Annotated in this window: 16 protein-coding genes; 9 read left to right on the top strand and 7 right to left on the bottom strand. The window is 71.4% G+C overall.

The genetic code is table 11. From position 1 onward, the window contains the following. The first annotated feature begins 9 nt into the window (after positions 1-9). Both ACT01A_RS10015 and ACT01A_RS10010 read left to right on the top strand, forming a co-directional pair. Positions 10-759, top strand: coding sequence for a collagen-like triple helix repeat-containing protein (locus ACT01A_RS10015; RefSeq protein WP_445152103.1), 750 nt, complete (start codon positions 10-12; stop codon positions 757-759). Between the two features lie 72 nt (positions 760-831). Continuing rightward, entirely contained in the window at positions 832-1,209 is a 378-nt protein-coding gene (locus ACT01A_RS10010; protein WP_445152102.1) for a hypothetical protein, read from the top strand. On the opposite strand, the gene ACT01A_RS10005 is transcribed toward ACT01A_RS10010, so the two are convergent. Continuing rightward, positions 1,206-1,415: a hypothetical protein gene (locus ACT01A_RS10005; RefSeq protein WP_445152101.1), complete on the bottom strand. Its 210-nt coding sequence runs from the start codon at positions 1,413-1,415 to the stop codon at positions 1,206-1,208. The two genes, ACT01A_RS10010 and ACT01A_RS10005, sit on opposite strands and share 4 nt — an antisense overlap. 44 nt (positions 1,416-1,459) lie before the next feature. Between ACT01A_RS10005 and ACT01A_RS10000 the strand changes: the two genes are divergently transcribed. Next, positions 1,460-2,581, top strand: a complete 1,122-nt coding sequence (locus tag ACT01A_RS10000; RefSeq protein ID WP_445152819.1) for a chromate transporter — start codon at positions 1,460-1,462, stop codon at positions 2,579-2,581. On the opposite strand, the gene ACT01A_RS09995 is transcribed toward ACT01A_RS10000, so the two are convergent. After that, the gene (locus ACT01A_RS09995; protein WP_445152100.1) at positions 2,578-2,829 is read right to left on the bottom strand and encodes a MerR family transcriptional regulator; all 252 of its coding nucleotides are present in this window, start codon (positions 2,827-2,829) and stop codon (positions 2,578-2,580) included. The genes ACT01A_RS10000 and ACT01A_RS09995 overlap by 4 nt on opposite strands. Positions 2,830-2,915: 86 nt before the next feature. Between ACT01A_RS09995 and ACT01A_RS09990 the strand changes: the two genes are divergently transcribed. After that, positions 2,916-4,067, top strand: coding sequence for an acyl-CoA dehydrogenase family protein (locus tag ACT01A_RS09990; RefSeq protein WP_445152099.1), 1,152 nt, complete (start codon positions 2,916-2,918; stop codon positions 4,065-4,067). 4 nt (positions 4,068-4,071) lie between these two features. Here the strand turns inward: ACT01A_RS09990 and ACT01A_RS09985 are convergent, their stop codons facing one another. From ACT01A_RS09985 to upp, 5 genes are read right to left on the bottom strand one after another with little or no spacing between them, the layout of a single operon-like run. Next, entirely contained in the window at positions 4,072-5,040 is a 969-nt protein-coding gene (locus tag ACT01A_RS09985; protein ID WP_445152098.1) for a zinc-binding metallopeptidase family protein, read from the bottom strand. Between the two features lie 3 nt (positions 5,041-5,043). Further along, positions 5,044-6,747 carry a YhgE/Pip family protein gene (locus ACT01A_RS09980; RefSeq protein ID WP_445152097.1) on the bottom strand — a complete coding sequence of 568 codons (1,704 nt, stop codon included), beginning with the start codon at positions 6,745-6,747 and terminating at the stop codon, positions 5,044-5,046. Beyond that, positions 6,744-7,340: an ATP-binding cassette domain-containing protein gene (locus tag ACT01A_RS09975; protein ID WP_445152096.1), complete on the bottom strand. Its 597-nt coding sequence runs from the start codon at positions 7,338-7,340 to the stop codon at positions 6,744-6,746. The genes ACT01A_RS09980 and ACT01A_RS09975 overlap by 4 nt, the downstream gene beginning before the upstream one ends. After that, positions 7,337-8,041, bottom strand: coding sequence for a TetR/AcrR family transcriptional regulator (locus ACT01A_RS09970; RefSeq protein ID WP_445152095.1), 705 nt, complete (start codon positions 8,039-8,041; stop codon positions 7,337-7,339). Before ACT01A_RS09970 ends, ACT01A_RS09975 begins: the two co-directional genes overlap by 4 nt. 21 nt (positions 8,042-8,062) lie before the next feature. Beyond that, positions 8,063-8,686, bottom strand: coding sequence for a uracil phosphoribosyltransferase (gene upp / locus ACT01A_RS09965; RefSeq protein ID WP_445152094.1), 624 nt, complete (start codon positions 8,684-8,686; stop codon positions 8,063-8,065). A 52-nt stretch (positions 8,687-8,738) separates the two neighbouring features. Between upp and cdd the strand changes: the two genes are divergently transcribed. The 5 genes from cdd (at position 8,739) to ACT01A_RS09940 (ending at position 13,901) form a co-directional block, all read left to right on the top strand. After that, positions 8,739-9,653 (top strand): cytidine deaminase, encoded by a 915-nt coding sequence (cdd, locus tag ACT01A_RS09960; RefSeq protein WP_445152093.1) that lies wholly within the window; start codon positions 8,739-8,741, stop codon positions 9,651-9,653. Further along, a complete protein-coding gene (locus ACT01A_RS09955) occupies positions 9,650-10,459 on the top strand; it encodes a purine-nucleoside phosphorylase (protein ID WP_445152092.1) in 810 nt (269 codons plus the stop codon). Before cdd ends, ACT01A_RS09955 begins: the two co-directional genes overlap by 4 nt. Continuing rightward, positions 10,456-11,763, top strand: coding sequence for a thymidine phosphorylase (locus tag ACT01A_RS09950; protein WP_445152091.1), 1,308 nt, complete (start codon positions 10,456-10,458; stop codon positions 11,761-11,763). Before ACT01A_RS09955 ends, ACT01A_RS09950 begins: the two co-directional genes overlap by 4 nt. Next, a complete protein-coding gene (gene add / locus ACT01A_RS09945) occupies positions 11,760-12,764 on the top strand; it encodes an adenosine deaminase (protein ID WP_445152090.1) in 1,005 nt (334 codons plus the stop codon). Before ACT01A_RS09950 ends, add begins: the two co-directional genes overlap by 4 nt. 75 nt (positions 12,765-12,839) lie before the next feature. After that, a complete protein-coding gene (locus tag ACT01A_RS09940) occupies positions 12,840-13,901 on the top strand; it encodes a BMP family lipoprotein (protein WP_445152089.1) in 1,062 nt (353 codons plus the stop codon). Positions 13,902-13,922 lie beyond the last annotated feature (21 nt).

Below are 13,922 nucleotides of genomic sequence, written 5' to 3'. Positions count from 1 at the left end.
TCGCCCGCCATGAAGAACCTTCGCAGTCGGTTGACGTACGCCAACGTGATGTCCTCCGTCGCCGTGTTCGTCGCCCTCGGCGGTGGGGCCTACGCGGCGACCGCGCTGCCGCGCAACAGCGTCGGCTCCACGCAGCTGCGCAAGGCTGCGGTGACGCCCGCAAAGCTCAGCAAAGCGACCAAGACCTACATCACGTCGAAGGCTGGGAAGACGGGCGCACGCGGCGCAACGGGCGCGGTCGGTGCGACCGGCGCGGTTGGCGCGACCGGGCTGAAGGGCGACTCAGGGCCCAAGGGCGAGCCCGGCGCACAAGGGCTCACCGGTCTCGACGGCGCGACCGGCTCGGCGCTGCTGACCGGTCGGCTGACGAGCCTGCCGGCGGCGGGCAGCGGCTCGGCGGCGTACCGGCGCGGCGCGGTGACCGGCACGACGGCGGTCGCCATCAGCCCGTCCGACGTCAGCACGCTGTCGCCCGACCGCGCGCTCACGGTCCGGCACCTCGCGGTCCGGATGACGAACGCGATCCCGGCCACCGGCCACGTCGAGGTCCTGCTCTACGCGTCCGAGACGACCGAGATCGCCCCGCTCATCTCCTGCACGATCACCAACGGCCGCAGCTGCACGGCTGACGGCCCCGCCACCATCCCGCCCGCGACGCCGATCTGGCTGCGCGTCAACGTCGGGTCCGACCTCGGGGGCGGGACGCTGACGCCCGGCGACGCGCTGTTCGGCCTGAGCCTGGAGCCTGCCGCGGGCTGACGCCGCAGCTTCTCAGCGATCGCTCAGCAACGCCTTCGATCGCCTTCAGGATCGGGGCGCAAGCTGCGAGGCATGCGACGGCGACGGAGTGGCAGCGATCGGAAGCTGAAGGTGGACCTGCCCGCGAGGCGTGCGGCGTGTCGGCCGCGGGTCGCGGCGCTGGACGAGCCGGGGCGGCTGTACGTCGCGGGCTGGGAGGAGGACGGTCACGTCAGCGTGGACGTCGTCGACGATCGCGGCGTGTTGAACGCGCACTGGGAGTGCGGGGACGAAGGGGCGCTGGCGGTCGCGTTGCTGAGCGACGCCACCGGCCACCGGCCGAAGGAGACGACGGCGATCGCGTTCCGGCGCGAGGTGCTGAGCCTCCTCCCACGCCAGGGGTTCGCGATGTCCTCGCAAGAAGTCTGCGCCTGGCTGTTGCTCCGCGCGATCGAGCGGCTGGAGCGCTAGGCCGCGCGACGCAGCGGGATCGGCGCGTCGTGGATCACGGCGCCGGTGCCGAACTCAAAGCGCTCCAGGGTCACCACGTGACCGCGGCGCCGGACCTCGACGAGCACACCCCACGGGCGCTCGTGGACGCGGACCTCGGCGCCCGGGTGGCGCCGGCGCAGGTTGTGAATCTCCCGTGCCTGGTCGGTGGTTAGCTCTGCGTCCATGACAGGATCATCGGCCGCCAAGCTGAAGACCTGATGGGCGCAGCCTGAAGACTTCCTCAACATCCGTTCCGCTGACCACGATCGCCCGCGAGTGGGGAAGGATCGGCTGCGTCGGCTTCGGCGGGCCGCCCGCGCACATCGCGCTTCTGCGCGAGCTCTGCGTCACCCGCCGCGGATGGATCCCCGCGCCGGACTTCGAGGACGCGATCGCCGCGGTGAACCTGCTGCCCGGGCCGGCGTCGACGCAGCTGTCGATCTACTGCGCCAACCGCCTGCGCGGGCGCGTCGGCGCGCTGGTCGGCGGCGTCTGCTTCATCGTCCCGGGCCTCGTCCTGATCCTGGTCCTCGCCGCGCTCTTCCTCGCCGACGACCCACCCGCGGCGTTGAAGGGCGCGGGCCTCGGCGCGGGTGCGGCGGTCGCCGCGGTCGCGGTGCGCGCCGGCCTGGACCTGATCGGCCCGAGCTGGCAGCGGGCGACGGAGGAGCGGCGCCGACCCAAGGTCATCACCTTGATCGCGCTCGGCGCCGTCGCCGCGGCGGCCGTCGGCCCGTACCTCGTGCTCGTCCTGCTCGCCTGCGGCGTGGCGTCGCTGGCGATCAACCGCCGCGCGGTGAGCGCGTACGTCCCGATCGTCGCCGGCGTCTTCGGCAGCGGCCTGGCGTGGACCGCGCTGAAGGTCGGCGCGCTCTCCTACGGCGGCGGCTTCGTGATCATCCCGCTGATGCAGGGCGACGCCGTCGACACCCACCATTGGATGACCGGCAGCGAGTTCCTCAACGCGGTCGCGCTCGGTCAGGTGACCCCGGGCCCGGTCACGCAGACGATCGCGGTCGTCGGCTATGCGGCCGGCGGCGTCGGTGCCGGGCTGCTCGCCGCGCTGATCGCCTTCACGCCCTCGTTCCTGTTCATCGTCGTGGGTGCCGATCGCTTCCACGCGCTGTTGCGCAACCGCGACGCGCGCGCGTTCATCGACGGCGCCGCGCCCGCGGCGCTCGGCGCGATCCTCGGGTCGGCGGTCCCGCTGGCGCTCGCGCTCGACCACGGCTGGCAGGTCGCGATCCTCGTGGCGGCCGCCGTCGCGCTGCTGGTCGCCAAACGCGGGGTCGTCGGGGTCCTCCTCGCCGCGGGCGTTGCGGGCGCGTTAGCAGAAGTCCTCAGCGGTTAGCCAAATCTCAGCGCCGGAAGTGCCCACAGCTCGCGGATCTCACTTAGGGTGAGCCCCGCTTGGCGCGCCTCGCCGATGATCTCGATGCGCTCGACCACGCAGGCCGGGTAGCGCGTCGGGCGTCCGGGGCGGCGCACGCCGGTCGGCAGCAGCCCTTCGCGCTCGTAGAAGCGGACGTGGGAGGCCGCCACGCCCGTCCTCTGGGCGATCTCGGCGACCGACAGCAGTTCTTCCGTGATTCTGCTCAAGGGCTCTTTACCGCGAACGATTGCTGCGCATCATAGGGTGCTGGCGGCCGCTTGGCCACCACATGGACATGGGTATGGCTCGCCGCATGAGCACGACGCTCCTGCATCCCGACGCCACCCACCTGCACCACGCGGTGCGCGCGTTCGTCGAGCACACCGTGTTGCCCCACGTGGCCGCGTGGGATGCGGAGGACGCGTTGCCGGCGTCCGCGCACGAGCGCCTCGTCGCGCTCGGCCTCACCGCCGCGCTGGTGCCGCGCGAGTTCGGCGGACCCGGACTCGGCGTGGCCGATCTCGTCCCGGCCTGGCGCACGCTCTCCCAGGGCTGGATCTCGCTGACCGGCGCGGTCAACCCGACCGGCCTGGCGACCGCGCTGTTGACCCGCCATGGCACGCCGGAGCAGCAGCGGCGCTGGCTGCCGCCGATCGCGCGCGGGGAGGTCCTGGCCAGCTTCTCCATCACCGAGCCGCAGGCCGGCAGCGACCTGCACCGCATCGAGACGACCGCACGGCGCGCGGGCGGAGGCGCCGACCAAGGCCTCGTTCTTGACGGCGACAAGCGCTGGGTCGCCGGCGGCGTCTCCAGCGACGTGATCTTCATGATGGTCAACGTCGAGGGCGATGACAAACCCTCGTGCGTGATCCTGCCCGCGACGGGTCGGGAGAGCGCGACCTGGCAGGTCGCCGAGATCGACAAGCTCGGCTACCGCGGTGTGGAGTCCGCCACCTACGCCTTCACCGACCACCACGCGCCGGACGCCGAGCTCCTCGGCGACGAGTCCGGCGCGGGCGCGCGCCAGATGCTCGACGCGCTGGACGTCGGCCGCGTCAACGTCGCCTGTCGGGCGCTCGGGATCATCGATCGCGCGCTGGCCTGCGCGGTCGACGAGTCCACTGGCCGCGAGATCGGCGACGGCGTCCTGGGCGATCACACCCACGCCCAGCTGCGCGTCGGCGAGCTCGTCGCCCGCCGCGCCGCGGTCTCCGCCTTGGTCACGCAGGCGGCGCAGGCCGTCGACGCCCGTGCCGAGGACGCTCGCGAGCTGTCGACCGCCGCCAAGGTCGTCGCCTCCGACACCGCCGTCTGGGCCGTTGACCGCGCCGCGCGCCTGGCTGCCTCGCGCTCCTTCGCCGCCGGCGACGAGCTCGCGCGCCTGCGGCGCGACGCGCCTCAGACCCAGATCGGCGAGGGCGCCAACGACGCGCTGCTGATGGCGCTGGCGAAGGGGTGGCTGTAGCGCGCTAGCGCCGCCGGGCCACGAGGTCGTCGATCAGGTCCAGCTTCTCGATCACCGGCCCCGTCAACACGAAGGGGTAGAGGTCGTCGTAGCCCAGCGAGCGGTTTAGCGCGTTCAAGGCGTAGGTCAATCCGAGCCAGTCGTCGAGGACCTCGCGCAGCCCCGTCTGGCCCTCGATCACGACCGGCTCGGCGTGCAGGTCCGGCCGGCCGGGCGGGCCTTCGACGCGGACGCCGTACTCGCGCGCGGTCTGAAGCGTGTCGTGGAGGTGCAGGACGTGCGCGAAGGTCTCGGCCCAGTCCTCGGACGGGTGCATCGTCGCGTAGGCCGACACGTAGGACTCGGCCCAGTTGGCCGGCGGGCCAGAGGCGTAGTGGCGGTCCAGCGCCTCTTGGTAATCGGCGCGCTCGTCGCCGAAGCACGCCCGCACCATCGCGCGGCGCTCGTCGGTGTCGACCAACACGGGGAAGTAGAAGTGCCCGACCTCGTGGCGCATGTGCCCCAACAACGTGCGGTACGGCTCGCCCATCTGCACGCGGCGCAGCTCGCGCTCGGCGTCGTCGGACTCGGCCAGGTCGAGCGTGACCAGCCCGTCGAGGTGCCCGGTGGTCACCGGCGCGTGCGCGCTGGAGAGCAAATCGAACGACAGGCCGTCGGTTGGCAGGCCCAGCTCGCCCAGCTCGAACAGCAGCCGTCGCTTGGCGCGCTCGGCGTCGGCCCACTGGCCGATGCCGATCGAGTCATCGTCATTGGGTCGCGTGCGCGTGAGCCGGCAGGCGAAGCACAGCTCGCCCGCGTTGGCCGCCAGGCCGTTGCATCCGATCGCGTCGAAGTTTGCGCAGCGCGGCTCCTCGGGCCGGGTCCACAGCTCGCGCATCGCCCAGTCGAAGCCGAGCGGGTTGCCGCAGCGCAGGCACTTGGTGTTCTCGAAGAACACCAGCTGCCCGCAGACCCCGCAGGTCCAGGAGCGCAAGGCCTACAGCTCCAGCTCGGGGCGCAGGCGCCCGATCGTCCAGCGGCGCTGGTGCGAGACGGCGGCCGTGGAGGCGGCCAGCGCGAGCAGGAGGAAGAGGGCGGTCACGACGAGGTCGCGCGTCAGCATCCCCGGCTCGCCGCCGGAGATGGCGTGGCGGAACGCGTCGATGGTGTAGGTCATGGGGAGCACAGGATGAACGAGGTCGAAGAAGCCGGGCGCGATCTGCAAGGGGTAGAGGCCGCCCGCCCCGCCCAGCTGGAGGACGAGCAACACCAACACCAGCACTTCCCCGACCGCGCCGAACGCCAATCGCAGAGCGTGGACGATCGCGGTGAAGCAGGCGACGGCCAACCACAGCAGCGCCAAGAGCAAGACGGGTTGGTCGGCGTCCAGCCCGAGCAGCAGCTCCAGGACGCCGAACATCACGGTCGCGGCGCCGATGCCGACGATCGCGGCCGGCAGCCACGCGCCCACGGCGATCGTCCGCGAGGGCAGCCCGGAGGCCAGCAGCGCCTCGCCGCCCACTGGCCGCAGCAGGATGTAGGCCACCAGACCGAACACCCACAGCCCGATCGACAGGAAGAACGGCGCGACGCCGCGCCCGTAGACGCCGGCCGGATGCAGGTTGGTGGCCTTGACCGCGACCGGGTTGGCGAGGACATCGGCGTCGCGCGCGCGGTCCTTCGCGCTGGCCGAGGGAATCTGCTGGTAGCCGTCCTTCAACTTGGACGCCAGCGTGTTGGCGCCGGAGGAGAGCTGGCGCGCGCCGTCGTGCGCGTCATCAAGGCCGGATTGCAGCTTCTTGGCGCCGGAGGCGACCTCGTGCGCGCCGGAGTTCAGCGTGTCGATCTTCTTGACCGCGTCGTCGAGCTCGGAGGTCGTCGTGGCCGACTCCGTCTGTAGCCGCTTGACCGCGGCGTCGTCCTTCAGCTCTGGGTGGTCGGCGAGCAGCGCGTCGACCGCGGCCTTGGCCCGCGACCGCGCGCGCGTGGCCGCCGACGACGCGGCGTCGGCGACGTCCGCGAGCTCCTGCGTGCCGCCGGCGACCTGGTCGGCGCCGTCGGCCAGGTCGCCCGCGCCGGACTCCAGCGTGTTCAGGCCCGACGAGAGCTTGCGCGCGCCGGAGTGCAGGTCGCTCGCGCCGTCCGCTGCCTTCTTCAGCTGCGACCGCACCTGCGCCAGCGAACCGAGCCCCGACTCCAGGTAGGCGGTCTGCGCCGCGGCGTTGACCTGGGACTGCAACTCGCTCTGCGCGGTCGCGGCGATGATCCCCACGATGTAGTTGTTGGCGTCGTTGAGCTGGACGTTCAGCGACGCGCGCTGCGGCGTTCCGCCCGCGACGCTCGACAGCCGCTTGGAGAAGTCGGCGGGCACCGTGATCGTGAACAGGTAGTCGCCCGACTTCAGCCCCTCGTGCGCGTCATCAGCGTCCGTGAAGTGCCAGTCGAACTGCCGCTGGGCCTTCAGCTGATCGACGAAGTCCGCGCCCGCGTGGACGTCCGTACCGTCTTCAGCCTTCACCGCACGGTCCTGGTTGACCACGGCGACCGGGATCTTCTCCAGGTGCCCGTACGGGTTCCAGCTCGACCACAGGTACACGCCCGCATAGAGCGACGGCACGATCAGCAGGAACGCCAGCCCCGCTCGCCGCAAGGACCCGCGGAAGCGGCGCAGCTCGAAGAGCGCGAGGCGCAAGGCGTTCACGCGTGCGCCCTCGTGAGCGACACGATCGTGGCCCCCGCCGCGCGCGCCGAGCCCGCGTCGGTGGTCACGCCGACCGCCGCCGCGCCCGACGCGACGAGCGCGGCCCACACGTGCGCCTCGTCCTCAGGCGTCAGCCCGCGGTCGACGTCGTCCATCACGATCACCGCCCGCCCTTCGCTGGCGGCGAGCGCGACGTCGAGCAGGGCGCGTTGGAGCGGGGTGAGGGCGTGGAGCGGGAGGGCGGAGGGGAGGTCGGCGACGAGCGCGGGCGGGCGCCGCGACAGCAGCGCGCGCTGGGCGATCGCCTCGCCGACGGTCCAGACCTCGTCCAACTCCAACAGGTTGCCGGCCCGCGCGATCGCGACGTCCCCGGCCACCGAGAGCCGTCCGCCCGCGACGGCGAAGCGCCCGGCCAAGGCCAACAACAACGACGTCCGCCCGGTCGCGCCCGCCCCGACCAAGGCCACCACCTCGCCTGGCGCGACGCTTAGCGACACCGGCCCGAAGACGACGCCGCGCGAACCGGTTGCCAGCAGGTCTTCGGCGACGAGAACGGGCGGCGGGGCTTCAGCGGGGTCGTCGTCGGCGCTCACGGCTCTCGCCGGGCTTCCCACTCCTTGCCGTACAGGTACGAGCGGAACGCGAGGCGCGTCAGGTCCTCTTCCAGCTCCGGCAGCGTCGCGGTCTCACCGCGGCGGATCGCCGCGTAGACGACCTCGAGGATCCCGCCGGTCACGAACACCGGCGTCATCTTGGACAGGTACTTGTCGGCGCCCGGCTGCGAGCGCGGGATCTGGTCGACGACCGGGAAGAACGCCTCGATCGCCGCGTCGCGCCGCGCCAGCCCGCGCGGCCCGGAGCCCAGCACCTCGACGATGCACATCTTCGCGAACGCCGGCTCGGCGGCCAAGAACCTCAAGAACTCGCCGAGCAGCGCGCTGACCTGCTCCTCCCAGGTCGCCTTGGCGACCGCGCCCAGCCCGTGCGCCATCCGGTCCATCAACAACGCGGTGATCGCGTCGTAGGCGGCCAGGAAGCAGTCTTCCTTGTCGTCGAACAGCTCGTAGAACGTCTTGCGCGAGACCCCGGCGTACTCGGTGATGTCCGCGACGCGCGTCGCGGAGTAGCCCTTGTCGGCGACCACGTTGGCGATCGCATCCAGCAGCCGCTCGCGCTGGTTGGACGCGATGAACGCGCGCGAAAGGCCGTGGCGGCCCTTAGGCAGCTGCTGGGTTGAAGGTGATCCGCCCGAGAGCGGTAGGGGTGCGGCGGCGTGTTCGTCGTCGTCGCTCATGGCGCCTAAGGATTCCCCGTCCTAGTCGGTCCCGAACAGGCGGTCCCCGGCATCGCCGAGGCCCGGCCGGATGTATCCGCGTCCGTCCAGCCCGCGATCGAGCACGCCGGTCAGGATCGGGACATCGGGATGGGCGGCCCTGACCGCTGCGACGCCCTCCGGCGCGGCGATCAGCGAGACCAGCCGCAGGTCCTTCGCTCCGTTGGTCCGCATCCGCGTCAGCGCCGCGGTCGCGCTGCCGCCGGTCGCGAGCATCGGGTCCACCACGAACACCGCGGAGGACTCGATCCCCTCGGGCAGCGACTCGTAGTAGTCCTCGGGCTGCAGCGTCTCTTCGTTGCGGCGCATGCCGAGATGGGCGACCGACGCATCCGGCACGTAGCGCAGGAAGCCGTCGACCATGCCCAGGCCGGCGCGCAGGACCGCGACGACCATCACCGACGTCGGCACCGAGCCGGTCGTCGACTCCAGCGGCGTCTCGACGTCGACCTCGCGGGTCGGCACGTCGCGCAGCGCCTCGTAGGCGAGCATCGACGACGCGTCGGCCATCGCGGCGCGAAACGCGGACCGGGACGTGCCCTTGGCCCGCAGCTCGGTGACCGCGCGGGCCATCACGGGGTGGTCGACGACGCGAAGTCCTTCCATCTAGGCGCGAACGCTAGACGATGCAACGGACCGTGTAGCTTGGCCCGGCGACATGGACGCACCCAGACGCAATGTCGAACTGAAGGCCCGCGACGGCGATCCGGAGGCGACGCTGGCCGCCGCGCTGCGCCACGGCGCCGCCGACCAGGGGATCCTGCGCCAGAAGGACACGTACTTCGCGGCGCGCGAAGGGCGGTTGAAGCTGCGCGAGGAGGACGACGGCGCGACGCTGATCGCCTATGCGCGCGCCGACGAGGCGACGGCGCGGACCAGCGCCTATCACTTGGTCGCGGTGCCGGACCCGACTGCGCTGGCGATCGCGCTGGACGCGGCGCTCGGCACGGTCGTCGTGGTCGAGAAGTTCCGCCGCCTGCTGCTGTGGGAGGACGTGCGGATCCACCTCGACGCGGTCGAAGGGCTCGGCACGTGGGTCGAGCTGGAGGCGGTCGCGCCGGCGGACTCCGACCTGAGCGACGAGCACCGCAAGGTCGCCGAGCTGCGCGCGGTCCTCGACATGAAGGACGAGGACGTGGTCGCCACGGGCTACGCGGCGATGCTGCTCGCCCAGGGGGCGGCGACCGACCGCATGGTGTCGCTCGCGCGCACGGCCATGGACCGCGCCTACGCGCCGTATTCGAACTTCCACGTCGGCGTCGCGCTGCGCGACGAGACCGGCGCGCTGCACTTCGGCGCCAACGTCGAGAACGGCGCGTTCCCGCAAGGCGCGTGCGCCGAGGCGGCGGCGATCGGCGCGCTGGTGACCGCCGGCGGCCACCGCATCGAGGAGGCCGTCGTGATGGCCGACACCGAGCTGATCGTTCCGTGCGGCGGCTGCCGCCAGCGCCTGTCGGAGTTCGCCTCCGCCGACACGCCGATCCACCTCGCCGGGCCGGAGGGCGTGCGCAAGACCGTCACGCTCGCCGACCTGCTCCCGTACGCCTTCGACCTGGAGGAAGCGCAGTCGTGACCGCTGTCGATGTCATCCGCGAAGCCGCCGGCGACGGGTTCGTCGCGCCGCGCCTCGGGCTCGTCCTCGGCTCGGGCCTCGGTGGCCTGGCCGACGCTGTCCAAGACGCGACCGCGATCCCGTACAAGGACCTGCCCGGCTTTCCCGTCGGCAGCGTCGCCGGGCACGCCGGGCGCCTCGTGCTTGGCACGTTGGAAGGCACGCCGGTCGTCGTGCTCCAGGGGCGCGCGCACCTCTACGAGGGCATCCCGGTCAGCGACCTCGCCGTGCCGGTGCGCACCGTCCGCGCGCTCGGCGCCGAGTCCATCGTCTTGACCAACGCCGCCGGGTCGCTGAATCCGGAGGCCGGGCCGGGCAGCCTGATGGCCTTAACCGACCACATCAACCTGATGGGCGCCAACCCGCTCACCGGACCCAACGACGACGCGCTCGGACCGCGCTTCGTCCCGCTTGGCGATGCCTATGATTTGGAGCTGAGAGCTGGGCTTCGGGCGGCGGCCGAGGGAGAGGACGTCGAGCTGCACGAGGGCGTCTATCTCGCGGTCTCCGGGCCGTCGTTCGAGACGCCCGCCGAGATCCGCGCGTTCAAGACGCTCGGCGCTGATGCGGTCGGGATGTCGACGGTCCCCGAGGTCATCGTCGCGCGCCACTGCGGGCTGCGGGTTGCCGCGGTCTCGGCGATCACGAACCTCGCGGAGGGGATGGGCACCGAGAAGCTCAGCCACGAGCACACGCTCCAGAACGCGGCCGTCGCGGCGGAGAAGTTGCAACGGGTGCTGCGGCGCTTCGTGGAGGCGCAGGCATGAGCGTCCGGCCGGTTAAGGAGCTGCTGCGCGACAAGCGCGACGGCAAGACGCTCACCGCCGATGAACTCGAGTTCATCGCCAACGGCATCGGCGACGGCACGCTTTCCGACGCCCAGTGCGCCGCGTTCGCGATGGCCGTTTTCTTCCGCGGTCTGGACGCCGACGAGCTGCCCGCGTTCACGCTCGGCATGCGCGACAGCGGCACGGTCCTGGACTGGTCGGACATCGACAAGCCGGTGCTCGACAAGCACTCGACCGGCGGCGTGGGCGACAAGGTTTCGTTGATCCTCGCCCCGCTGATCGCCGCGTGCGGCGGCGCGACGCCGATGATCTCCGGCCGCGGTCTCGGCCACACCGGCGGCACGCTGGACAAGCTGGAGACGATCCCGGGCTACAACGCGACGCCGGACGGGCCGACGATGGCCCGCGTGGTGCGCGAGGTCGGCTGCGTGATCGGCGGCCAGACCGACGACCTCGCGCCCGCCGACCGCAAGCTCTACGGCATCCGCGACGCGACCGGCTCGGTCGAGGCGATCCCGCTGATCGTCTCCTCGATCCTGTCCAAGAAGCTCGCCGCCGGGCTCGGCGGGCTGGTGATGGACGTCAAGCACGGCAACGGCGCGTTCATGTCCGATTACAACGACGCCCGCGACCTCGCCCGTGCGCTGGTCGACGTCGCGGTCGCCGCGGGCCTGCCGACCGTCGCGCTGCTGACCGACATGAACGAGGTCCTCGGCCGCACCGCCGGCAACGCGCTGGAGGTTCGCGAGTCGATCGCGATGCTCGCCGACCCGGCCAACGCCGATCCGCGCTTGATGGAGGTCACGCTCGCGCTGACCCGCGCGCTGCTCGACCTCGGCGGCCTGAGCGACGCCGACCCCGAGGCCGTGCTGCGCTCCGGCGCCGCGGCCGAGCGCTTTGGCGCGATGGTCCACGCGCTGGGCGGTCCGAGCGACATCATGGACAACCCCGACGCGTACCTCGACGTCGCGCCGGTGATCCGCGAGGTCCACGCCCAAGAAGAGGGCATCGTGACCGCCCACGACACCCGCGCGCTCGGGCTCGTCGTCATGGAGCTTGGCGGCGGGCGCAAGGTCGAGTCCGACACGATCGACCCGGCGGTCGGCCTGGCCGACGTCGCGTCGCCGGGCGCGGCGGTCGGGCGCGGCGGCAAGCCGCTGGCGGTCGTCCACGCGCGCAACGAGGCGGCGGCGCAGGCCGCAGAGGACGCGGTGCGAAAGGCGATCACGGTGGGCGAGACCGCTCCGGAGCCCCGGCCCGTCGTCGCGGAGGTCCTGCGATGAGCCCGCTGACGCCTGACGTCGCCGCGATCCCGAAGGCCGAGCTCCACGTCCACCTCGAAGGCACCGCCACGCCGGACCTGATCCGCCGCCTGGCCGCTCGCAACGGGGTGCAGCTGCCGACCGAGCGCCTCTTCAACCCCGACGGCTCGTTCGCGTGGAACGACTTCCTGCACTTCCTGGAGTCCTACGACCTCGCCGCCGCCGCGATCCGCACCGGCGCCGACTACCGCGACGTCACCTATGAGTACCTCGCCGCCTGCGCGGCAGAGGGCGCGGTCTACGTCGAGCTGATCGCCAGCCTCGACCACGGTAAGAACGTCGGCCTGAGCGACGAGGAGCACCTCGCCGGCATCGCGCAGGGGATCGACGACGCCCAGCGCGACCACGGCATCACCGGCCGCATCATCTCCTCGATCGTCCGCAACTTCGGCGTCGCCGACTGTGAGGATGTCGCCCGCCGGACCGTCGCGCTCGGCCACCCCTACGTCGTCGGGTTCAACATGGCCGGCGACGAGGCCAACTTCCCGGCCTCCGACTACGCCCGCGCGTTTGCGATCGTCCACGAGGCCGGCCTGGGCTGCAGCGTCCACGCGGGTGAACACGCGGGCCCGGAGTCGATCCGCGCGGCGCTCGAGCTCCCCGGCGTCGTGCGAATTTCTCACGGTGTTCGGGCGGTCGAGGACCCTGACCTCGTCGCCGAGCTGGCGGAACGTCAGATCGTGCTGGAGGTCTGCCCGACCTCGAACGTCGTCCTTGGCGTGTTCCCCACCTATGAAGCGCATCCGCTCGGCGCGCTGCGCGCCGCCGGGGTGCCCGTCACCTTGGGATCTGACGATCCACCGTATTTCGGCACCACGATCGGCCGCGAGTACGAATTGGCGCACGACCGACTCGGATGCTCGCTTGCGGACCTCCGCGAGATCACCGAAACCGCGCTGAATGCGGCCTTCTCGGACACAGAAGGTCTGGTCAACCAACCTGACCGCCGCGCGGATCTGTAAGTTCTCGCGGCGGCCAAGGGTCGGTCGCACTGTCCCTCCGCAGTCCCGTTCAATCCCAGAGGGAGTTCCTCGCAAGTGCGCGCACGTTCCACCCGTCAGGCAATCGCCGCCATCGGCGCTGCCGGCATCCTCATCTTCGCCGCTGGTTGTGGCAGCGATGACGACAACGACTCCGGGTCCGCGTCGTCTGGCACCACCTCCACCGCGGCGGCTCCGGCCAAGAAGGCCGTGAAGGTCGGGCTCGTCACCGATATCGGTGGCCTTAACGACCGCTCGTTCAACTCGTTGGCCAACAAGGGCCTGGAGGACGCGAAGGCCCAGCTTGGTGCCACCACCCGCGTCCTGACGTCCAAGTCGAACGCTGACTACGTCCCCAACCTGTCCACGCTGGCCCAGCAGAAGTACGACCTCGTCATCGGCGTCGGCTTCCTGATGGCTGATGCGGTCGGCACGGTGGCCAAGAAGTTCCCGGACACCAAGTTCGCCGTCATCGACGTCGACGCGACCGGCCTGAAGGGCAAGCCGGCCAACGTCCAGGGCCTGCTCTTCAAGGAGCAGCAGTCCGGCTACCTGGCGGGTTACCTCGCCGGCCTGTACGCCAAGGACAACAACATCACGACGATCTCGTCGGTCGGCGGCCAGAAGATCCCGCCGGTCGACCACTACATCGCCGGATACCAGGCGGGCGCCAAGGCCGCCAACCCGTCGATCAAGACGCTGAACGGCTACTCCCAGGACTTCGTCGACCAGGCGAAGTGCAAGGAGATCGCGCTGTCGCAGATCGCGCGTGGCTCCGGCGTCGTGTTCCAGGTCGCGGGCCAGTGTGGCCTCGGCGCGCTGGACGCCGCCAAGGAGAAGGGCAAGCAGGGCGTCGGCGTCGACGCCGACCAGGCCTACCTCGGCGACCACATCCTGACCTCGGCCGTCAAGAAGGTCGACGTCGCGGTGTTCGACACGATCAAGCAGGTCCAGGACGACAAGTTCACCGGCGGCGTCAACACGACCTTCGAGGTCGCCAACGACGGCGCGGGCCTCGGCAAGATCAGCGCGGCCGGCAGCAAGTACCAGTCGCAGGTCGACGAGGTCACGGCCAAGTTGAAGGACGGCTCCGTCGAGCCGCCGGACACGGTCAAGTAGGCCGGATCGAATCCGAGTCGT

The organism is Baekduia sp. Peel2402 (assembly GCF_052567285.1).
This window is presented reverse-complemented; position numbering and strand designations above follow the sequence as displayed.